The sequence below is a fragment of the Spartinivicinus marinus genome, assembly GCF_026309355.1.
Lineage (GTDB): Bacteria > Pseudomonadota > Gammaproteobacteria > Pseudomonadales > Zooshikellaceae > Spartinivicinus > Spartinivicinus marinus.
Map to the genome: position 1 here is coordinate 4,165,677 of NZ_JAPJZK010000001.1, position 25,292 is coordinate 4,190,968.

The following is a 25,292-nucleotide window of genomic DNA, read 5'->3' on the forward strand; positions in this document are numbered from 1 at the left end:
GTACAGCATAGCTATTTACCCACAACGTTAGACTCATTAAATGCGCAAATTGTTAAACAATGGGAGCTGGATAGTAACGGCACTGATTTAGTAGAAGCCAAATATGCTTATATTGCAAATGGCTCTGGTGGTGTTGTCCAACTGAATGCAAATGATGGTAATGGTTTACCGCTGGTGAGTGTGGTGAATCATGAAGATGCCTTTAAGCATACGACAGATATTATCAAACAAGGAGATGCACTATTTACTGCCACAGCCAATGGTGGGGATACAAAACTTGGAGTTGATGAGACTTGTAAACGGGGAAGTGCTAAATTTACGCCAGGTGCAGTGCAAAGCCTGTCGTATAAAGCTGCCAATGACCCAGTCAGTTTTGGCGATGTTGGTATTGTTGGTGGTGCAACAGTATTCTTTGATGGTGAGTGGTTATATGCAGGTGGAACTCTTGGTGGAAAGGCTCATTCCCCAGCAATTGAAGAGTGTAGACATTGGCGACTGGTTCAAGGGAATCGTAGTCGTGATGCTGTTGGAGATTCCTCTACAACAACTGATGGTGATAGCGCTAAATTAGGAAATAGTTTTAGTGCCATTAACTTGCTTGATCCAAGCTTAACCAAGTCGCAAAACTTTGATGTCAATATCCAAGATGTGGTGGCTTATGGTGATCGTTTAATTATTGCTTTGGGCGGTAAAGGCATTGTAATTGTCCCTAAAGATGATTTAGAAAAGCAAACTCCGTTCTTAATTGATGAAAAACTACAACACGCTGCTGGACATGTTCGTAAGTTAAAAATATTTGGCAACCTGTTATTCTTGGCCGCAGAAAATGGCTCTGTGGTGGTGCTGGATATTAATGACATTAATAAACCTAAAGTCATCAGTGCTGGTAATATTGAGTCGGTTGATGATATTGATATTTTTAACGACCGCTTAATTGCTGCTGGGGGTAAAGCAGGTTTACGGGTATTCCAGTTACCCCATAGCTTTGTGGTTGCAGCTAATGTGCAGCCTGGTGGACTGTTATCCAGCCATCAAGATAGCCATTTCACTTTTAGCTTTAACGAGCCTGTTAGTGTTAAATCATTGCAAGCAGCGGGTGCTGTCACTTTATCTGTTATTAGTGAAGAAGATGACCAGCCAACTCCAATTGAAGTGACGGTAGAACCAGTAAATGAGGTTGAAGGACGGACTAAAACCTTTGCTGTTAAATTCGAAAAACAGCCAAATACTCGTTATGAATTAGCCGTTAATCATGTAGAAAATTTACGTGGCTCCCATTTATGGGCACCCTTTATTCGTGAATTTAAAACCACGAAAACTGCTGTCCAGCGTCCAATCATGACGCGTATTGCTCAAGGTAGCTTATTAGCGGATGATAATCAGGCGCAAGTTAAAGTATTTGGTCAGCATTTCCAAGCTGGCGTCACTAAAGCCTACATTAATAGTTATCCAATTAACTTCACAGTTAACTCTGCTACTGAATTAACTATTTCAGGGGTTGTGTTACAACAGCTTAACCTGGAGCCAGGTCAATATCATTTACGCTTGGCAAACGATGATCTTTCATCTGTCTATCTTGGTGCGATTGTTTATGGCGCTGAGCTTGGGCAAGCAGAAGTGCAAATGGATTTAGACGCAGGTGAGCAATCTGGTGGCTATGCTGTAACGGCAACCACGCCTGAAGGCAAAGGTATTTTCTTACCTGGCACCAAGGTGAAGTTCCAGTCACGTAGAGATAACACAGTTGTTATGTCTGAGTTTTTGCCAGGTGGTGGTGAGATTCGTGACTTAAAAGACGACGTTATCAGCCTGGAAGAATTCCGCTTTAAAGTACCTGCTTCTGAATACCCTGGTGTTTATGATGTGTATGCAATTATTCCTTCAGGTGGCAGCCATCAAGAAATTAAACTGGGTGAATTTGCTTATACGGCAGGTGTAGGTCGTGAATGGAATTTACCAAACTATCCACCGATGGAGATCGGTGCAGCTTTTGAGCGGGATGATACGTTATTTATCGGGGTTAAATCAGGTACAAAACCAACGGCAATAAATCGATTTTTAATGTCGAGTGGTTTTGAAACCTATGATGTATCTATTCCTGATCGTCCCGTTCGGTTAGCTCAGTTAAGAACCGAATCTCCTATTACTGGTGTGGCAGTAGCTGATGGTGTTGCTTATTTAGCAGCACAGCGAGAAGGTTTATTGCTGGTTGATGTAAATAACCCCGCTCAACCGTTTAGAGTACGTTCTATTAGTTTACCTGGGCAACGAGCAATGGATGTGGCTATTGATCCAGTTAAACAAGTATTAGCTTTAGCGGTAGCTGATGATTTAGGTTCAGGCTTTATTCGCTTCTTTGATTTAACGGATGATGAGCTAGGTCAACCGGCTGGTTATAGCAGCATTATTTTCCATGCAAAATCAGACGACAATCAGCTGCAAGGCCAGCCTATTGATATTGCCTGGCAGGATGGCAAGTTGGTTATCCTGCACCTGTATAAAGATAACTTAAAACTGGCTGAAGTATCTGGTTTTGGTGGCACTCTACAGCAGAAGCTGCATAACTTGTCGATTGAAGCAGCGCAAGATTTTAAAGCAGGACAAGCTAATGACTTGCTACAGGCTTCCATGCAAGTGGAATATGGCCAGGTCCATATTGGTACCCATAATCGTCATTGGGTATTAGTGCCGGATCAAACAGGTGAATGTCAGCTTTCTCACTGGCAAAAGCGGGAAAAAGGCGGGGAGCTATTTGCCCAAGGTGGCCAGCTGATGTCGTCTAATCAGGGTGGTGTTCTACAAATCCGCACGGCTAACTTAGCGGTAACCGCATTTACCCCAGCTGCTGGCAGTGTCATTGCGAAAGAACAAACCATTCGGGTTCGTTTTAATAATTTAATGAATACTGACAAAGATAAAATAACTGAGTGGTTACAGTTAGTTGACCAAGCAGGTCAGTTAATTGATCAGTCTTTTTATAAAGTAACTGCCATTAATAGTCTGGTTGGTGCTTATTTAGATATTAGTTTTAATCAGTCCATGCCAACCGGTGGCTTTACTATAAAAATAGCGAAGGGCTGGTTGGACTTAACCGGCAAGACAATGGTTGCTGGTGCAACAGCGCATTACACTTATCAACCTGTGCAACGCCCTGCTATTGAGCGAGTAGAGCGCCTAACAGAAGATACAAGTCATGATTCAGCTATAGATAGCTCAGCAATAGATGGTTCAACTACAGAAAGCACTATTAATAAAAACACTCACTTATTCCATGGTGATAAGACTGAAACGGTTAAATTAATAGGTGACCACTTTGCGTCTGGCTTAAAAATATGGGTGGGTGAAACCCTGGTTACTGGTTCAGTCACAGTAGCGGAAGACGGCAAGAGTGTTACTTTTGCTATGCCAACCTTAAATTTAGGTGTATCAGCGACAACGTTGCCTATTAAAGTGGAGCAAGCAGGCTTAACCACTATTAAATTAGGTGCACTGACCATCCTGCCTAAAACCCATATTGACAGCTTCTTCCCATTATCTGGCCCACCAGAGGGAGGTAATCGTGTCAGTATTTATGGTCGTGGTTTCAGTTATGGTGTTACGGTTAAGTTTGGTAATAATCTGGCGGGTGATTTAAAGGTTATTAATAGCCATCATATTGAAGTGCGTGCGCCTTCTGGCAACTTTGGTTCAGTTTCCATTACTGTGGAGCAGCCTAATTTCCCTGGTGAAGTCAGTAAAGCCACTGAAAACTATTTTTATGCAGGTAAACAAGTTGGCTCTGTTAATTTACCAACCGATGTGCCTAGTCCAGTGTCTGCATTAGTGCAAAAGGACCAACTGTTGTATGTGGTTACTGGTGGTTCGTTTAGTATCCGGGATCGTCAAGGTATAAATCGGGGTAGTCTTTTAAGCCAAAAAGCTCGTTTGTCATTGTTAAATGTTGCAGATCCAGTAAAACCTGAAGTGTTAGAAAAACTACATGATGATGGTTTTAACAGGCCTTTCCATTTTGAGGTAGAAGGTTTAAATGGATTTGAAGATATAACTTTAGAAGGTAATCGTTTATTTGTTGCAGGGAAGAACCGTCTTTACTATTTCGATATTACTTTAGCTACTAATCCACTGTTATTAATGGATTATCCTTTATCAGATGGTGAAACCATTAGAAGTTTGGCCGTTAAGGATGAAGTGCTTTATGTGGCGACACGGAAAGGGCTTCGTATCTATAAAATATTAGCGAATGATTTGTTATTAATTCGCAGTCTTTCTATTGAAGATATTGGTGGTTCGCCATCTCAACTGCGTGTAGAAAACAATAGTTTATGGATAGCGCAAAAACTAACGCGTAAGCTAGTGCAAATTGAATTGGCTAGTGGTGAATTTAAGGTTATTCGTGAGATTATTCCTTTCAATCAGGATGGCCCTGTTCAAGTGGAAGATATTTGGATTCAGGATAATTTATTATTAGTCGCTACTGGTCATAATGGAACAGTACAGCTCTATGCCCTGGATAGTGATACATCGGCTACTAAAATTGCTGAATTAAAACTAGCCCACTTAATGGCAAATGGAGATATTTCAGCAAATCGCCTATACCTTCATGGCCAAACCCTTTATGTAGTAGCAGAAGAAGGGGATGTACAGTTATTTGATATTTCCAGTTGGCTAGCCGGCAATGTAGCTGAGCCTATACCATTACATTATTACTATGCCGTAATGGGTAATACCACAGCACTTGCTGTATCGCCTCGTGCACTTTATGCGGGCACAGCTTTTGGTTATTACAATGGTAAGGCAGTAGAAAACCCTGCACCAGCAGATGAGCTGCCAACAGCTTTAGGTGGTGGTTTAAATACAATTAAAAATGATTTGCTCACTATTATGGAGCAATTCCCTGCACCAAGTGGCCTACTTGCCAAAGGTGAAAAGGTTGAGGTGCAATTTAACCGTTTAATCAGTAATACCCAGTTAGCTAAGGAGAGCATTAATCAGTTATTTACAGTCAGCTTATCTGGTGTGCCTGTGAGTGGTACTGTTAAAGCATATACCAATAATGCGGGTACACGACTTGTATTTACCCCAGCGGCCTCTTGGCAAGCTAATAAGCAGTATCGTGTCGTATTGTCTGGTGGTATTAAAGATATTCATGGTGAGGCTTTAGGTGCTGATTACCGCTTTAAATTTGTTGCCACAGGACAAGTCCGTCCAAAATTTGCCTCTGTTACCCCAGCATTCTCTAGCTGGCATAAGGGGGAAACCGTCCAAATTACGGGGGAAGGTTTTACTGAGAATAGCAGTGTGTCGATTGGTGGCCAACTTGTGCCAACTGAATCAGTCAAATTGACTAAAACGAATCAATTAACTGTTACTGTTCCGGTATTAACTAAGTCACCTGCAGAAAATCGTTTGGTGGGTATAACCGTAAGCAATGGTTCATTAAGTCACTTTAAAGCGGCTCAGCTGACTTATGTAGCCGACCCAACTATTGAAAAAATTGGTCGTTACTCTCGTGATCATCAAGAGTTAAATGACAATATACATCAGTATCAGTTTAATCAGCAGGATATTATTGCCATTCAAGGTAAAGGTTTTAGCCCTTCAACTAAAGTATTTATCAATGGTAACGCTGCAGAAGATGTCCGATTTGAGTCATCTGAAATAATCAGCTTTAGATTGCCTGCAAACACTTTAGGTGAACTCACTATTTCTATTCAAAATGGTGATGGAAAGCCTGTTGAAAATAAAAAACTGTTAATTACCCTGGAGCCAAAACAACAAATTACTGATATTGCAGGTTGGTATCGGAATGGCTCTAATTTATTAGTCTGGAAAGATAGTGAATTCAGACTTTATTCCACCTTAGAAAGTGATATACCACTGTTATTGTCTACAGCTAATGTCAACCGTCCTGTCCATACTGCCGTAATGAATAATGGTTATGTGACCTTGCTGGTTGGTAGTGGTTGTGGGGAAACTGTGCCTACAGGCAAACGCTGTGATGTACAGGTGTGGTCTGTCGCTGACCCTTATTCACCTGAGTTGGTGAATACCATTAATAATGCCCGTGGCTATGCTATGGATAAATTGCGGCCACTGGCAAATGGTTTTGTTGGGTATGCGGAAAATAATCTGGTGTTGGGTAATGAGCTAGGCGCTGATTTATTACAAGTCGCCTTAACTGATGTAAATAACCACTTAGTGGATGTTGCAGTTGTAGAAGATCACCTGTTGTTATTTAGAACCAGAACCATTGAAGCCCGTTCAATTGCCACCCCAGCAACAATAGCTGAGACTGTTAGCCACAGCATTATAGAAAAACCACTGACTATGAAAGTTAATGGGGCAATTGGTGTGATTGCAGGTAAACGAAGCTTGCAATTTATTGATACCAGCAATTTACCAACCAGCTTACAAAATATTGAGGCAACGAATTACCCCGTTAATGTTGAAATTAAGGATATTGCATTAAGTGGAGAATTATTGGCTATTGCTCAATCATCAAAAATTAATGTTTATGACATTAATGCAAGTCAAGAAAATAAATTAACTGATTTGGTGCCAGTATTTACTCGCTTTGCCAATACTGATCAATTGAGCCTACAAGGCAGTTTACTAGAGTGGAATAACAGCAGCTGGTATTACAATGTACAGCTACCCATTGCCAATGCTTATGCAGTATATCCCAAACAACTAGATAACGACGACAACCCAATTAGTCTTCTGACCAGTGGTGAAAGTAAGGCATGGCAATCCGTTATTGTGCAGGTGAGGAAAGCGGACACCAATGAGCTGGTGCCTGGTGATGTGGCGTTAAAAGGGAATATTCTTAGCTTCCAGCCAAGAGGTCAATATCAGTTAGATAGCCGTTATAAATTAAGCTTTTTTAACCAGCCCAAGCAAACCGTTAACTTACCTGCGATGGACTTTAATGTGCCACGTCAGGTGAAAACGGCAAAACTATTTGATATTGAACAAGCCTCTGTTGCAGGTATTGCACCTACTGCCATCAATAATGAGGATGCTACCCAGGTTACTATTGTTGGCCAAAACTTAAATCAAATTAATGAAGTTAAAGTGGCAGGTAAAAGGTTATTAAAAGCTAATAATGATTTTACTGTGTCTACTGATGGCAATGAGTTGCACTTTAATCAGCGTTTAACTCAAGTTGGGCTACATTCGTTACTTTTAGTCTCTAATGCAAAAACCATTATTTTACCAGCCGCTATTAATGTAACGGAGAAATTGGCGTTAACAGCAGCTGTTAGTCATTATGGAACTGACGAAGAAAATGTAGGGTCTACTGAGCAGGCATCGATTATCAGTGATATTGGTGGTACAGCAATTCGCTTACAAGGCAAAGGACTTGGCACGGATGTGAAATTGTATTGGTTGGCTGAAAAAGAAACCTTTGCTGAAGATACTAGCCTGCAGCTGAATTATCGTTATGAAAATAATGAAATCCACTTTACTGTGCCTGCTGTAGCTAAAACCGACAGTTATAAGGCAGGTAGTAAGTATCGGGTTGAGGTAGTACGACAATCTACCAATGAGCAAGTGACATTAACACCTAACCAGATGTTGACGGTGGTGGATGACACAGCTCCTCATATTCGCGTGAAACATCACTTGAATTATCAGCAACCAGTACGACTTGAGGCAGATGAGCCGGTAACCTTTAGTCAGTTTAAAGTGGTTCGTGTATTTAATGATTATGGCAACCAACCACCACAAGATGTCACTGAGTTTTTTGTTCAAGATCAGTTGGTGGCAAATAATATTATTCAAATTAAACCCAAAAAAGGTTATGCCTTAGCACATAATTCTATCTATCAAGTAACAATAGAGGGAATTAAAGATAAGCATGACAATATTGCTTACGGTAATGATGTGACTGCAGGACGGTATGAATATGACGTCCCAACTCATGACCGCTTACCACCACGGAATATTCAATTAACCCGTGCTGATACCAATCAGGTTATTACATCTACCAGTGATGATGGTGATGGTCAGGCGGTGTTAACGAAAAACCGTGAGTATTGCTTGATTGTTTCAGCTGAAGATAACAGGGAAGCCAAATTAAGCTTTAAATACCGTGAGTCATTTGATGGTGGCTTTAATTTTGGCCCTGAAAAATCAGTAGGACAGTGTAAAAATGGACAAAAAAGTTTTACTTTAAGTGTTCATAATAAGGCTGAAGGTCTTGCATTAAAGGTAATTGCCAGTGATGGACAACAAAAAGTTGAGCAGATTTATCGGATTAAACTAAAAGATCCCGAAATAAAATTAGCTTCTTTTAGTACGACACCTGAAGTAGTGGAAGAAGCTACCACTGCAACCTTGGTATTTAATGTAACTGGGGATGTGGACTTGGTTGATTGGAAGTACAGCCAGGTTCAGGTGAAGCTCAACAATAAGTGGCAGCCAATTGAAACAACTAAACAGGCATCAACAGATAAGCGTAGTCAAACCATTACGGGCAAGTTACGTCATCCTAAATTAATTGAGCTTACCAGCGATAATCCTAGAAGTTTGCAACTTGAAGCACGGCTGCGGGTGAATATTGGTTTAAATACCATCAGTGATTTAAATGCCACTTATACCTTGCATTTAGATAAAACCAAACCAACCATCAGCATTGTTTCGCCTAAGCATGATGACTTTGTACCTTATGGTGAGCGAGTGGATGTACTCATCAACTCATTTGATAAATATGGTATTGATCGAGTAGAACTGGCGAAAAATAATGAAGAATGGCAGTCATTAAAAACACCAAACCATTATAGTTTTACTCAAGAAAAACCAGAGGCTAGCAACTCAAATAATGGCGGTATTGAAAGTATTAACATTAAGGTACGTGCCTTTGACCCGAATGGTAATGAAAGTGATCCAGCGGCTAATGGTCGGTCGGAAATTACCATACATTTGTATGACCCAGAACAAGGTGCGCCACAACTAAAGATATTGTCACCAACAGATGGGGCTGTATTCCACGAAAAACAGCCAGTGACATTTGAAGTATTAATGCGCAATGTGTTAGAGGCCACTTTATATTTGGATATTGCTGGCCAGGCTGATCACTTGGATAACCCTACACCGATTAAACTGACGCGTAGTGCAGAAGACAAAGAGCAGGTATTTGTAACGACGACAATTCCTGCTATTGAAAAAGACGTGGTTGTGTTAGCCCGTGTGGAAGCTGGCACTGCGTTAAAAGCCCGTGCTCACCTAAATGTGAAAAAAGATAAGGGTATTGATGAAGCATTAACAATTAACAGCCAGCCAGCAACCCATATCTTGTCGGGTACAGAGCTATCTGTACAGGCTGCGGTAGAACCAGAAATGGTAGACTATAGCAGGCAGTCCAAACTGGCGGTTAAATCAGATCAGGCAGCATTAGTTGAGGCAGAATTGAAGCAAGGCATTCAGTTTTGGGAGACACCAACCAATGTAGCTAACTTAACCTTAGAGGCTTTATTAAAGGACTTATCTGGCCATAGTAAAACTGCCAGTAATACCCTACTGGTGGTGCCTTACTTTAATGGCGATAAATTACCTGTTTATCAGACAACAGATGCTACCTGGCAAATTGAGCATCCTGCTTATGCGCTAGGCTTTAATAACAGTAACGCTGCTTTAATTTGGGTGGAAAACCAGCGTGGCGGTGGTTTTAATATCCGTAATGTAGAGCAGCAGTTAGTAACATCTGAACAAGGAAAAGTGAAATTCCTTGGTTTTAATGGTCAACAATTAATCACCCAGGTATTAAAAGGTGGTGATGACCACCTAGTGGTATACCAGGCTCAAGCAGGTCAATGGCAATCTGTATTAGAGCAAAAAATTTACGGTGATTTGGTTGGAGTAAATGGTCAGGCAGTATACCTGCAATATGGTCAAACCCTGTCAGCAGTGGTATTAACTGCAAATCAACACAACCAATTACAAGCAGTGCCTGCTGCAGGTATTAGTGTGGCAGAGCCAATACGTGCCGTGCAGTTGGATCAAGGCCAGTTATATGCACTGACGGCTTCTGGTTTATACCAATTTGGCTTAACTGTGGCGGATGGCTTTTTACAGCTTAATCAGCAGTTATTCCTGGCTTTAGCTGACCAGCAAGGGTTGGCAGTCAGTGGTAATCGTTTGGCTACTTGGGTAACCAATCAAGCGGGTACTAAAGTACAGCAGTTTGCGATTAGTGACCAAGGTGAGTTGATACAAGCAATTGATCAAACAATAAACTTACCTAATACCATTAACCAAGCTCACTGGGATAACCAATGGCTTTGGCTTGCAACTGAACAAGATAATCAGCCTTTATGGAAGGCTTATCAACAAGCTAACCAGGTAGCAGACTATCATGCTAATGAGCTGTTATTTACACCAACGGCTTTATTTGAAGTAACCTCTCAGGCGATTTTACAGCGTGCTGTTCAAACATCGACATCATTACCACAACCGAAGGTAACGACTAAAACAACAGCTACGGGTTGGCAGTTAGATGTCAGTGCTGCGCCATTACAACCAGAGACATCACAGCCTGACTTAAAGCTGTGGTTGACTGATCAGCAAGGTAAATTATTAATTGCTGCTCGTAATGGCCAGCAATTGTTGCTGCCTTATTCTCAGAAAAATGACAGCGTAAATCTGCATTGGCAGAGTCGTGCAGGCAGTGGACAAATGGCTGTTAATTTACCTGCAGTGAATAATTTTATTGCTAATACAAGCTGGCAGCCAGCCAATGGTCAGTCGTTAACCTCCGCTGGTTTAGTACCTGTCACTGCATTATTGGGTAATGATAATAAAGTCAGTCAAGCCAGTTTAGCTGATAAGCAGGCTATGGCATTAGTAGCAAATGCGGCGACTGGCTGGTGGCAATTGCCAGCTACTGTAGAACCGACAAATCTGGTTGTTGAATTAAATAGTCAGCCAACGACATTAAACTGGAATTTAATTAAATCGAGTGACAGTTCTGCTAATACCCGTTTGCAAGTATTACAGCCACAACATAACAGTCAGTTAAAAGAAGGTGATGAGGTAACAGTTGAATACCATGTGGCCACCACTCACCCTGATACTAATGAAAATATTAATTTTCACTATGCCGTCGTTGGTTTATATGACTTTAATGATCAGCTGATTTTCCGTCGGATAGTGAAATCTGCAAAAGGTAAGCTGTCATTTAAACTGCCTTCACTGCGTGGTGAACAGGAAAACTATCAGTTAAAAGTTGATGCTTATGCTGGGGCACATTATCAATACGATCAGGTCGTAGTAGGCTTGCGGTTATCACCCAAGTATACGCTACCTGTACCACAGTTAGTGGGCTTACCGCTATCGATTATGGCGGGTGCTGACTTAAATATTTCCCTTGAAAATAGCCTGCCTGTGGGTGCTTATGGCCAACTGGTGTTGAAAGATGAACAGGGGAATGTGTTAGCAGCAGGTGAAAAATCTATTCGCTATGCTATACCTGATTTGTCTTATATTAACCAAACCCTTGAGCTGACAGCAGAAATTACTGATGACTTTGGTAATAAAGAGACTGTTGTACGCAAGATAAAGGTGGTTCGTCCATTTATATTAGAGAAGACTAATAATTTATTGGCTCATGACCTGTTGTTACCTGATGTTGGTTATAGCTGGTATGTGCAAGGCCGTGAGCTATATACCACAACTGATGGCAAAGTAACTCAGCTGGATAGGGACTTCACCCAGTTACAACGGCTTGGTGATCGGTTAATTGGCTTAGATCCTAATTATGGGCTGTTATTTATCGATCCAGCTGAAGACTATTTAGAAGTGGGACGTCACCCATTAGCTGGCTTAAAAGGTTTTGTTCAAAATGGTCGTGAGCTGATTGCTTGGAGTGATGAGCAAGCTTACCGCTATCAAATTCGTGGCAATGCATTAGAAAACTTACAGACGGTTAACTTAAATAATTTGAATGAAAATAACCAAAGTCTGCTTATTCAAGCAGTGGAGTGGAATAACCAGTTTTATCTACTCACCCAAAATGGCTTATACCCTTGGGACAGCGCCAGCCCTGTAGCATCAATTAAAGAAGCGAAGTGGGCTAAAGTGCACAATAGTGGTGTATGGGTGATGACGGAACAAAATACCCTGCATCGTATAGCTAAAGTAAGGCAAGTGCAGTCTCTTGCCTTACCTGGTTCAGCTGACCAAGCCCTATCTGTTGGTAATTATTTATTATTGGTTAATCAGGCTGCTCAGCAGTTATATGTGGTCGATACACATATTGCTGATCAGCCACAATTAATTGGTCAATTTACTGTACCTGAATTACAGGGTAATCAAGTGAGCTTTGCCCAAGGTAACCTGTATTTAGGTGGTCATACAGGGGCCGTTTATAAAGTCCAGTTTAATGACAACAATTGGCAAACCGTGTTGGCTGCTCAGCCAAATAAAGGATTGGTTACAGACCTGAGTTTACATAATGGCCGGCTACATGTTGCAGCAGCAGGTTATGGAGCCTATCAACGCTACTTCCACAATGGTAACTGGCAATTAGAGAATTACCTGTCCACTTATACCAATGAAGTCAACCATATATTAGCTGATGGAGATAACCGCTATCTGGCTTTAAAGAAGACCAAGCAACTAATTAAGGTGACTGGTCAAGGGCTTACTATGCGTACTGAGCAACTCTTAACGGGAGTTGAAGTTGAGCGCATGGTGCTTACGTCTGACTATATCGTGGCGTCTTCAGGAACAAGACTGTTTTATGTCAACCGTCATACCCATGAAAACCACATGGTGGATTTGACTAAGCAAGATGCTACGGCAGGTGAGGTAATTACTGGCCTAACCAATTTACAAAATATTGTTTATGTCACTACCCAACAAGGACGAATTTTCCGTGTGGATGTAGGTAGCCAATGGCCAATAGAAACGCATCAGATCAAAATTGAACCTGCTTATACAGGAGCAGCAGCGGCGATTGCATTGGTGGGAGCAGGTTTTGAAAAACTGTATTTTGTTAATGGACTACAAACCATTACGGTTTTGGATGTTAATACACTTAAAACTAAAAATAGTAAATTACCGCAATTATCAGAAGGCAGTGCAGGGCAAATTACTGCAATACATGTCAATCAGGGAGTGCTTTGGGTTGGTTATGTTGATGATGCGGGCGAAGTATTAATCAGTGCGTACAGTTTAGCAAAACAACAATGGCTTGAAGGGTTAACCAAGCCAGTCAGTGAACTGACTGAAACCCGTGCCAGTGCCAAAGTGACTGCAATAGCAGTGGAAGGCAATTGGTTGGCGATTGGGCTAGGGGGTGAAGGTGTTGTATTAACACAATACCCCATGGCATTAGTACATGCGGCAACCCAACTGGCTGAACCTAAGCAATGGAATATTGTTGTACAAGGCGATCAGTTATCTTTTGCCTTAGAAAATAATCAAGCGGTAAAAACAGTTCAGTATGTACTGAGCATTATTGACCACTATGAATTAGAGGTGGGCAGTAATCGGGTGACAACGGAAGAAAGCATTATTGGTGCTTCTCAACAAGCGCCATTTACTGCAGGTGTTGTGGTACCTGCCCAGTTGCGTAATGGCCAGCCATTCTTTATCCGTTCCCGAATAGAAACCTTCACAGGTGAAGTAATTGAAGGGGCTGAGCGAGGAGTAATGCTACAGGGTGAGGAGCTGCCACAAAATGAGTTTGATGTTGAGTTATTTATTGATAGCACCAGCTATCTGCCAAAACCCTTTAAAATTGAGGCATTAGTTAATAACTCTACATTCCCTGTACAACAGGTAGAGTATTATATTTCTGAAGGGAAAACAGCCGATGGAGCCTATCAAATGATAGGTAAACATTATGGCCCGGAATATGTGATCTATCGTAATTACGAACAAGAACGCAATGGACATTATATTAAAGTGCGGGCAATCGATATTTATGGCAATGTAGCAGAGTCTGCTGCTAAACCCATTACCCGACAGTACGACTCGAAAGACCCCATCTTATCTTTACGAATTGAAGGTGAGTCGGTTTATAACAATAAAGTGATTGAAGGCCACCCATTTGAAGTACTGGGTAGTTATAGTGATGAGCAAAGTGGAATTGATGTTGCTTTCTTATACCGTAATGACGAACTGGTGAAAGCGGAAGTTGGTGGTAATCAAATTCATTTTACTGAAACCACACCTGTAAAAGGCCAACAGTTAAAGTATAAGCTGGTTGTCAAAGACTATAGTGGTAACACTAATTCAACTGACTTAAGTTATACCGTTATTGAAGATACGCAGCCTAAATTAACTGGCTTAGTCATAAATGGGCAATCATTAGCACTTGATCAATTATCAACAGTAAAAGCCAGTGTTCGTGAACGCAGCAGCTTTGAAGTGTCTGTTGCTGCAAATGACGATGTTGCTTTAGACCATGCTGAAGTGGTTTGGAATGGCTTTAGTCAAACTAAGGACTTCTATAAAAATACTTCAGGCTCTGTTTATTTTACAGTAAATGATTTGCGTGATGCTCGGGTAGCTGAAACAGGAGAGCAAACTACTTTAACCGTAAAATTATACGATAATGCAGGACAAGTCCGTCTGCACCAAGTGCCAGTGAAACTGGTGAGAGACCAGGCTCCTGATATCGAAAAGCTTAAAGTTAAGCCGCCTGTTGCAGGTATTTATGGAAACAATGCCGCTATTGAATTAAGTAATTTAGATAAAATTGATGATGGTGGGAAAAAGCAGTTATTACTTCAAATTTATCAAGTGATGTCTAATGGTGAGCTGGTTCTTTTAGAGGAAACAAGCCAAAAAGGCTGGCGCAATTATTTAAATGTAGCGCTAAAACTGCCAACAACCGATGTTTTTCCTGATGATAACTATCGCTTTAAAGTCAAAGTCATTGATAGCTTAGGTCAGGATGCGGAATCAGAAACCTTTACGATTCCACTAACGCAAAAACCAAACACAATCAGCTTTATCAAAAGTGATGATGCTGCAATTAACCCGGCTAAGGTTAAAGTGGGCGATACAGCGATTTATCAAGTAAAAGTGCTTGATAGTGCGGCAAAACCAGTAGCTAACCAGCAAATTCAATGGTTATTAGTAGATGATGAAAACCGGGATGACCCAAAACCGATAGTTACCTCTGCCACTGATACAACAGGCGTTGCCCAATTAACCTTTGATACTGTTCGTGAAGCCAAGAAATACTTTATTCAAGCGAAGCTGACTGAATACTCCTATATTGGTGGTGTTTCTACTCCAGTCACCATAATACCTGGAAAAGTGGCGTCTATTGATTTGGATTATCCACAACAAGTGGTGGCAGGAAGCGGCTTTACCATGCGCTTTGCTGCCTATGATGCAGCCAGTAACGAAGTCACCTTGGAAGAGTCTGTACCATTAACCTTGAAATTACCTGAAGGCTTCCATTTTGGTTTTTCCAATAACCTGAATGTAGTTAATGATGGTAATAGAGAAAGTGCCCAAATTTTAGTTAAACAAGGGATAGAAGTTGAAATTGAGGCTGCGACTAAAGCGGATCGAACGCCTTATGAATTTGATATTTCAAAAAATACACTTAGCTTAAGCATCAAGGGGCAAAAACTCAGTGGGCATAAGAAACCTACTATAAAAGTTATTCCTGGTAAGCTTACCAAGTTTGTACTGAATCAAACGCTGATGGATAATCCTCCATTAGGACGTGTTGATATTTTAGAGGCTGGTGAAAAAGTATCTCTTACAATTGGTGTGCAAGATGCATTTGGTAACACTGTATCTGAGGGCAATCAGAATAGAAGTGTTGATATACCAGTTAAATTAACCCTAATTGAAGGGGGTAATAATGACTTGGTTGAGCTTCCTGATAGTCTTGTGATTATTAATGGGGTGAAAACGGCATCTTTTGAGTTAGCTTCAAATAAACCAGCTTTAATTAAATTTGAAGTAAAAGGCATAGTAGAAGGAAAAGAAATTACTCAATTATTTACTATTGAGTTCGTTAAATATTTGCCTGCAGTAAAAAATACAAAGTTTGAGCCAGTTAATGACTTGCATATAACGCCAGTTTATTTGGAGTTTACTGAAGAGCTGGCTCACTATTCTTTTGAACCTTCACGTTTAGCTCTGGTTGATAAAAATACAAGTCAAAGATTAGCTGGCAAATGGACCTTTATGACTAACCAGCTAAAATTTGATCCTGTGTATAGGCTGGCTGTAGGTCAAACTTATGAGTTTGATACTGCAAAAAGCTGGTTAAAAGGAAAGGCTGAAAATGATGGTGTATTGCCACAACTAGTCGCGGTTAATGCGCCAGACTTGTACATCAGCCATAAAGAAGGTGGTTTTATTAAGGAAGAAAATGGACAAAGCTATCGATATGTTCTTGAAAACAGTGAAATAACCATACTTACTGAGTCAATAAGTCAGTCTATTCAAAATGCTAAAGCAGAGTGGTTTGCTTTAGCTGAAGAGCAAATTAGCCTTGGTGGCACTAGAAATATCCAACTAGTGGTACCTAGTGTTAATACACTGGTTAATGAAAGCAGCAGTCTAAAGCCATACTATAGTTCATTACTTTCAGTTTCTGCTGAGCATGGCCACAATAGTGAGCCGCTAAAAGTAGCTAATACGCTTTCATACCGGGTACTGCCAATAAATGGAGACTATGATAATGATGGCTTAACTAATGGTTTTGAGTTTGCTATTGATGGCCTTAACCCTCTGCTTTCAGATTCTAATGGAAATGGAATACCTGATGATAAAGATGGTTTAGTACATAAACAGCATGTTATTGATATAGCTGAACATAAAACTACTGATGGAAATAGTGCAGATGATCCTGGCACATCCTATATTTTCAGTCTTGAAGAGTTAAACCGAGTTATTTCTAATAATGTAGAAGAGGGAGTTACTTTAAGTGAAATTAAAATAATAACCTTGCCTAATAATGGAAACCTATATGTTTTTGGTGAGCGGATAACCCAAGCAAGTGCTGTAAGTGGCGTTGTGATTGCTGCTAGTGATATCAACCAGTTTAGCTTTGTAGCTGATAATAACGCCAGTGGTTATCAATACACATCCTTCAGTCTGCAGTTGGCTGATGAAGTGGGTAATCTGACTTATATAACAGTAGTTGTCAATATCACACCTAAAGCAGATGTGCCCTATCTTGCTTGGTCAACCCAGTTAATGACTGATAATAGTGTGGTTTTAGCTAGTGACTTTGAAGAGTTGGCTATCACCTCTAATAATAATGATGAAAATCATGTGTCTTCTATTGAAGAATGGCTAACAGATGATAATAGTAAAATAGAAGTGAGAGGCTGGGGATATTCTGCCCATAGCGGAATTAACTTTATTGAACTAAATGAAGACCCTGCTAATAATCACCCTGATGCATTTAATGTATATAGAGAGGTTGAAACTAGGGGTGGTGTTTCGTATCAACTAACTTTCTTTTACTCGCCAAGACCTGGATATGGAAGTGATGTAACTAAAATCGAGCTTTGGTGGGCAGGCCAGTTAATCGATACGATTGCTGCTGATGGGACAGGTTTATCTGAAACAAAATGGCAGCAATATTCTTATACTCTGCCAGGGATTGAAGGTAAAGCACGCCTTGAGTTTAAAGCCGCTGGTATACCTGTGGAAAATGGGCGTGGAGGGTTTATTGATACAGTTAAAATGACTGAATTAATGAACAATGCAGGTGATAACACTATTAAGCTGCCAACATTAAATGCGGCTTTAATTGATCAAGATGGTTCTGAGGATTTAGCCGTTAGCTTAACAGGCTTACCAGAAAATGCTGTCATGTCTGATGGAGTAAATTCAGTCACCGCATTTGAAGGTGGAATTTATAATATTTCAGACTGGTCGCTAAAACATTTGATGATAATTCCACCTGCAGAAAATCCAGTAGATAAAATAGAAATAATTGCGACAGCAATAAGCACTGAATATACAGGCGATAAATCATCAACAAGGAAGCGTTTTAGTATTCCACTGGTGGTGCAGCCGGTTATTGACTTTGAAACAGAAGTACTAGGTGGTTATTTCTGGAAGTATGAAGGTACAAAGCAGTGGCAGCGAAAAGAGAGAATGGGAAGGCTAGGTTCCTCTGCTTGGGAAGCAACAGGTATTAATTCAGGAGAATTCATGTCTGTTAAAACGGTTGTGAACTCAAAAGGTGGCTTTGGTTCTTTTGATCTAGCAACTAATACCACTACAGGAAATACTTTAACATTTTCGATTGATGGAAAAGTAATTGGTACATGGGATGGAAAGACCGACTATAAGAACATTCGTTATACTCTGTCTGCTGGTAAGCATGAATTAAAGTGGACTTATACAGCTAAAAATGCTCAAAACACTTCTGAAGAGGGAATTTGGTTAGATAATTTAATTATCCCTGCTTCACCTGACCAGGACCAAGATGGAGTTGTTGATGGTTGGGAGTATGAATATTTTAATAATTTATCTACTGATTTTAGTATTTATGATCCTGAACTTGATCAAGATGATGACCAATTAACGGATTTAGAAGAGGCTAGAGCTTTAACAAATCCAAGTGATGCTGATACAGATAAAGATGGTTTGCCTGATGGCTGGGAAGTTCAGTATCAACTTAACCCTTTAGCTAATGATGCTACAGAGGATAAGGATGGTGATAAACAAAATAATCGTGAAGAGTTTTTAGCTGGCACTGACCCTACTGATGAAACCAGTGTAAATGCAAAAATACTGGTTGATTTTGAAAATGAAACATTAGGTGGATACTTCTGGAAGTACCAAGGACAGAGCTACTGGCATAGATCCGAACATAATTCTTACGAAGGACAATTTGCATTTAGATCTGGAGATATAAATGATAGTCAAAGCTCTGAGGTATCAACTGTTGTATATAGTGATGGAGGAAAAATAAGTTTCTATCGTTCAGTAGGGTCTGAAAAATGTTGTGATTCTTTGAAGTTTTTCATTAATGGAGAAGAAAAAGGCTCTTGGGCTGGTGATGTTGAATATGAGAAAGTTGAATTTGAACTTGCTGAAGGTGTGCGCAAACTTACCTGGAAGTATGTAAAAGACAACTCACAAAGTCATAATTCTGATACGGCTTGGATTGATAACCTTGTAATTCCAGCTTCAAATGACACTGACTATGATGGTGTAGCTGATGGTTGGGAATACACATATTTTGATAACTTAGATACTGATTTTAAGCAATATGACTCATCCAAAGACAGTGATGATGATGGCTTGACTGATATTGAAGAAGCAAAAGCTCATACCAATCCACATAATAAAGATACAGATTATGACGGTTTACCTGATTCATGGGAATTATCTTATGGAACCCACCCACTTCGTAACGATGGGGCAGAAGATAAAGACAATGATGGTCGTAATAACTTCTCTGCTTATGTGCTAAGTCAACAAGACTATCCTGCCAATGCTGACAGAGACGGTGATGGCCTGCCTGATATATGGGAAGCAAGGCATGGCTCAAACCCCATTAATGAAGATAGAAATGGTGATGCTGATAAGGATGGTATTAATAATTTCTCTGAATATGTGTTAAGTGTTGAAAACTATTCTACAGAAGCAGACTGGGATAGTGACGACATGCCTGATATTTGGGAAGCTAATCATGGGTCAAACCCAGTCAGTAGTGATGTAAGTGAAGATGCTGATAATGATGGGATTACGAATTATGCAGAGTATGTACTGAGTAAAGATAATCATCCAGCAGATGCAGATTGGGATGGTGATGACATGCCTGATATATGGGAGGCTCAGCATGGCTCAAATCCTGTAAGTGATGATGAAGGTGGTGATGCCGATAATGATGGGGTGACTAATTATGCGGAGTATGTATTAAGTAAAGAAAATCATCCAGCAGATGCAGACAGGGATGGTGATGGCATGCCAGATATTTGGGAAGCACAGCATGGATCAAACCCTGTTAATAATGATGTAAATGCAGATGTAGATGATGATGGAGTAAATAACTTTTCAGAATATGTTTTAAGCATAGAAAATTACTCAGCTGATTTAGATTATGATAAAGATGGTATGCCAGATATATGGGAGGTGCATAATAAGGCTAATCCTGTAGTATCTGACGGTAATGAAGATGGTGATAACGACCAACTAAATAACCTGTCAGAATATGTTCTAAGTAATGAAAATTATTCTGAAAAGTTAGATTGGGATAAAGATGGTATGCCAGATATATGGGAAGTAGCTAATAAGCTAAATCCTGTAAAAGATGATGCTAAACAAGATCCAGATGCAGATGGTGCAACTAATATTGAGGAGTATGTTGCGAAAACTGATCCAAATAACCAGGGTAGTGTTCATAAGCTATTGGTAGACTTTGAAGATACTAGAAATTTTGGCGGTTATTTTTGGGAGTATGCAGGAGAAAGTTACTGGAGTCGTACATCTAGCAAGGTGTATGAAGGTAAATATGCATTAGAGTCAGGAAAAATTACTCATAACCAGTTTACTGAGATAACAACTACTGTAAATAGTAAAGGTGGTTATATAAGCTTTTACCAATCTGTAAGTTCTGAAAGTAAATACGATTTTTTACAGTTTATAGTTGATGGAGATGTTAGAGGTTCATGGGCAGGAAACCATGGATATAGTAAAGTTAGATATAAACTATCTCCTGGTAAGCGAAAATTAACGTGGAAATATTATAAAGATGGAACTGTTGATAATGGTTCAGACAAAGCTTGGATAGATAATATTATTATTCCTGCATATCAAGACTCAGATAATGATGCTGTGCTTGATGGTTGGGAGTACAAATACTTTGGATCTCTCGATACTGATTTCAGAAGCTATGATATTACCTTAGATAGTGATGAGGATGGTCTGCTGGATATAGATGAGGCAAAAATACATCATACCAATCCATTTGAGCTAGATACTGATAAAGACGGTATGAGTGATTCCTGGGAGTTAGAGAATAATACAAATCCTAGGAAAATTGATGCTGCTGCTGATGTTGATGGTGATGAGTTAAATAACTTATCTGAGTATATTTTAAGTCAAGCAAACTATCCTGCTGACTTAGATTGGGATAAAGATGGTATGCCTGACATTTGGGAGGTATCAAATCGTTTTAACCCTGCAGATAATAGTGATGCTGATGCTAATGCAGATGGTGATGAAGCTACAAATGTTGAAGAATATATCTCAGGAACAGATCCTCATGATGAAACGAGTTTTCTTAAGTTATTAGTAGAGTTTGAGCAAGTAAAACAATTTGGTAATTATTTCTGGTTGTATGAGGGACCTAAGCTCTGGCAGCGAAGCTCTAGTAAACCGTTTAAAGGTAGCTATTCCTTACGTTCGGGAGCTATTGACAATAATCAATTTACAAAAGTCAATACGTCCATCAATAGTAAAGGGGGAATGGTTAGTTTTTACTTGGCGACTAGTTCAGAAAGTGACCATGATAAGTTAGAGTTTTATATTGACGGTGAAACTAAAGGGGTATGGTCAGGTGATAATGAATACAAGAAAGTATCATTTGAGTTGCCACCAGGTAGGCATACACTGTCATGGAGTTATAGTAAGAATAATAGCTCAAGTAGTGGTGATGATGCAGTTTGGATTGATAATTTAATTATTCCTGCATTACCTGATTCAGATAATGATGGTGTTGCTGATGGCTGGGAGTATAAATATTTTAATGAGAGTCTTGATACTAACTTTTCTGAGTACAGTTCTGAGCTAGATAGTGATAAGGATGGTTTAACTGATCTTGATGAAGCTAAAGCTCATACAAACCCTCATAATACAGACACAGACAACGATGGTATGGGAGACAGTTGGGAAGTTAAGCATGGCTCTGATCCATTGTTGGCTGATAAAGATGCAGATGCTAATTCGAATGGAATTAGCAATTGGGAAGAGTTCATAAACAGTGCAAATACACTGATAGATTTTGAAGAGTCTACAATAGGAGGCTTTTTCTGGAAATATCAGGGAGATCAACCATGGAAGCGTACAACTGAAACATGTGTTAAAAGTGGCAGCTACTCATGGCGATCAGGAGAAATTGATCATAATCAAACTTCGAAAGTAAGTACTATTGTTAATAGTATTGGCGGCACACTTCGTTTTGAGCGCTCTGTTTATGCTGACTCAAATGATAAGTTCCGTTTTTATATTGGTGATAATTTAATAGAAGAGTGGTCTGGTGCTGTTCGTATTTCTCCTGTTGAATATGAGCTGCCATCTGGTCGCCATAAATTAACCTGGGAGTATACTAAAGACAGTAGCGGTGTTTCTGGAACAGATTTAGCTTGTATTGATAAACTACAAATACCTGCTATACCAGACTCGGATAACGATGGGGTAATTGATGGATGGGAGTATGAATATTTTGACTCTCTAGAAATTAATTTTGCAGAGTATGATACTAGCTTAGATAGTGACGAAGATGGGCTGACTGATTTAGAGGAGGCCAGATTACAAACTGACCCACATCACCAGGATACTGATCATGATGCCATGCCTGACAAGTGGGAAATTGAGCATGGTTCCAACCCTAAGGTTCAGGATCGTAATATTGATGTAGACAATAATGAAGTCTCTAATATAGATGAGTATTTACGAAGTGTCAGTGAAGACGCAAAATTACTTGACTTTAATTCTAATAATTATGCAGGCTTTTTTACGCAGCAAAGTGGTTCTGGAAACTGGGAAATACAGCCTTCTTCAGTAGTTAATGGAAAGGTATTAAGAGTAGTTAATACAGAATTACACAAAACATCAAAACTAGGGTTCAGTTTTAACTCAGGTTTTGGTGGGAAAATACAATTGAATTTAACAAAAAGTGTAGGAGGAGCTGTAACAATACTAGTTGATAATGAGCCAGTTAGTAACTGGAGTGCTGAGGATGTCTTTGCTCAAAAATTACTTACATATCTAGTTGAGCCTGGGAAGCACAGTGTTACTATTGAATTTGTTCCGGAGCAAATGGAATCTTTTATTGAATTAGATAACGTAATACTTCCTGCTGAACCAGACTCGGATAAAGATGGAGTAGTGGATAGTTGGGAATATGAATATTTTAAATCATTGGACACGAACTTTACTAATTATAATAGTGAGCTTGATAGTGATGATGATGGAATAACCGACCTTGAAGAGGCGAAGGCAAATAGTAATCCTTTTGGTAAAGTTATTAACTCAGGTTATTTGCTTTCGATTGTGGCAGCGAATAAAAATAAGCATAAAATTGAAGCTGATGTAAACAATACCGAGCATCCAGATTGGAATAAAAATTTCCAGCAAACTAAAGACATAGGCATTTTTCATTATCATTTCAGTAATAGTGAAAAAGTATACACACCTACTTATTCAGGTATAATTAATGACTTTAATATAAATTGGAAGCTAGAATTAGAAAGTCGTAATGCTACATATTGGGAAGACAAAGCTGACGTTGACTTGGAGTTTCAGAATAATGAAGGAGAAACCGTCGCTGCTATCCGTATATTACACTATGATAGCTTCAAACATCATATTTGGTATGGCCCAAATTTAAGCAAACTCCAAAAGGCTCCTCAAAAAATTGGAAAAACTAATGGTCCTTATGCACTTTTAACTAATGGTGTTTTAAGCTTTACTGAAAATAGTTTAAGTTTTAACAGTTATCCTTCCCGAGAAGTTAATGAGCATCTTAATTCAGACTTTAAGCTTAAGAGCGATATGAAGTCTGTAACAAGAATAAAAGTAAGCAATATGTCTGCCATTTCAACATATAATCAAGCAAGTGGAGGCGTTGCATATACTACTCTCAAGATTATTAGTAATGGCTCTGATAAGACGGTAGTTGATGAACTACAAGCAAGCTCTTTTAATAAAGATAGTGACTATGATGGTATGCCTGATACATGGGAAGTAGCTAATGGTTTAAAACCAAATGAGCAAGATGCTAATGAAGATTTTAATGAGAATGGCATAACAAACTTGAATGAATATTTGCAAAGTATAGGGACAACAGTAGCAACAGTTATTAACTTTGATTCAAAAGATTACTCAAAGTTCTATATGAAGCAGTCTGGATTTGGTCATTGGAAAATTGAAACTTCTAATACTATTGGTGGAAAAAAACTTCAAGCAACAGGTGTTGGGCAGCAGGAAGATTCAAAAATTAAATTAACTTTCAACTCAACAGTTGGTGGACAAATTCAGTTGAGTTTAACGAAAAGCTTAGGAATATCTTTTGTGGTATTGGTTGATAATAAGCCAGTAGGTTATTGGGGAAATACAGAATTATTAAGTCAACAATTACTAAACTACTATGTTGGTTCAGGAAAGCATACGCTTGAGTTGCAAGCTATTTCTTGGCGAAAGGGAGCATATGTTGAATTAGATAATTTAATTATACCGGCTAAATTTGATTCTGATAATGATGGTATATCTGATAGCTGGGAATATGAGTACTTTGATTCATTAAATATAGACTTTTTAGAGTATGATAATGAATTAGATAGTGATAATGATGGCTTAACAGATATTGAGGAAGGGAAAGGGCACACTGATCCATTTGGGAGCAAGGTTAATACGGGATACTTACTGTCAATAGTTGCTGCGAATATAAATCGTCATTTATCTGAGGCTGATGCGAATAATACATCACATCCTGAGTGGAATAATAATTTTCAACAAACAAAAGATATAGGTATTTTTTATTATCATTATAGTGCAAGTGAGAAAATTGAAACCCCGTTTTATGCTGGTGTTATTGATGTATTTAACTTAAATTGGAGGCTAGAATTAAAGAGTAACAATAGTACTTATTGGGGGGATAAGGCCAATGTTGACATGGAATTTCAGAATGATTTAGGTGAGACTTTAGCAGCTATTAGATTAATGAGGGATGGTGAGTTTAGACATGGATTATGGTATGGCACTAACTTAGGAAACCTAGAAAAAGCTAATCAAGAAGGAAAGTATCCAAGAACTAATGGTATATTATCTTTTTCTAATGGGCAGCTTAGTTTTAATAGCTTGTCAGGTGAGCATAGAAACTTAGATTTTAATTTACAGGTTGACTTGTCGTCAGCCACAAAGATTAAAATCTCTAACATGTCTGCCAAGTCTACATATAACCAAGCAAATGGTGGTGTTGCCTATACTACCTTAAAAATACTAAATGATGAAACAGAACTTTAAAAAGTGAGTTACGAGCGCATTAGTATACAAAAAATCGATAAACAATTCACAGGATGTAGTTTACAATGGTCTCTATTTGAGCTGTATCTACAGCTCACTCG

1 protein-coding gene (only partly in view) is annotated in these 25,292 nt (G+C 39.4%); it reads left to right on the top strand.

The genetic code is table 11. From position 1 onward, the window contains the following. Positions 1-25,191 carry the 3' portion of an Ig-like domain-containing protein gene (locus tag OQE68_RS18845; RefSeq protein WP_180567624.1) on the top strand. 16,413 nt of this gene lie to the left of the window's left edge, so only the last 25,191 of its 41,604 coding nucleotides appear in the window; its start codon lies off the left edge, out of view; the stop codon is at positions 25,189-25,191. Positions 25,192-25,292: the final 101 nt, after the last annotated feature.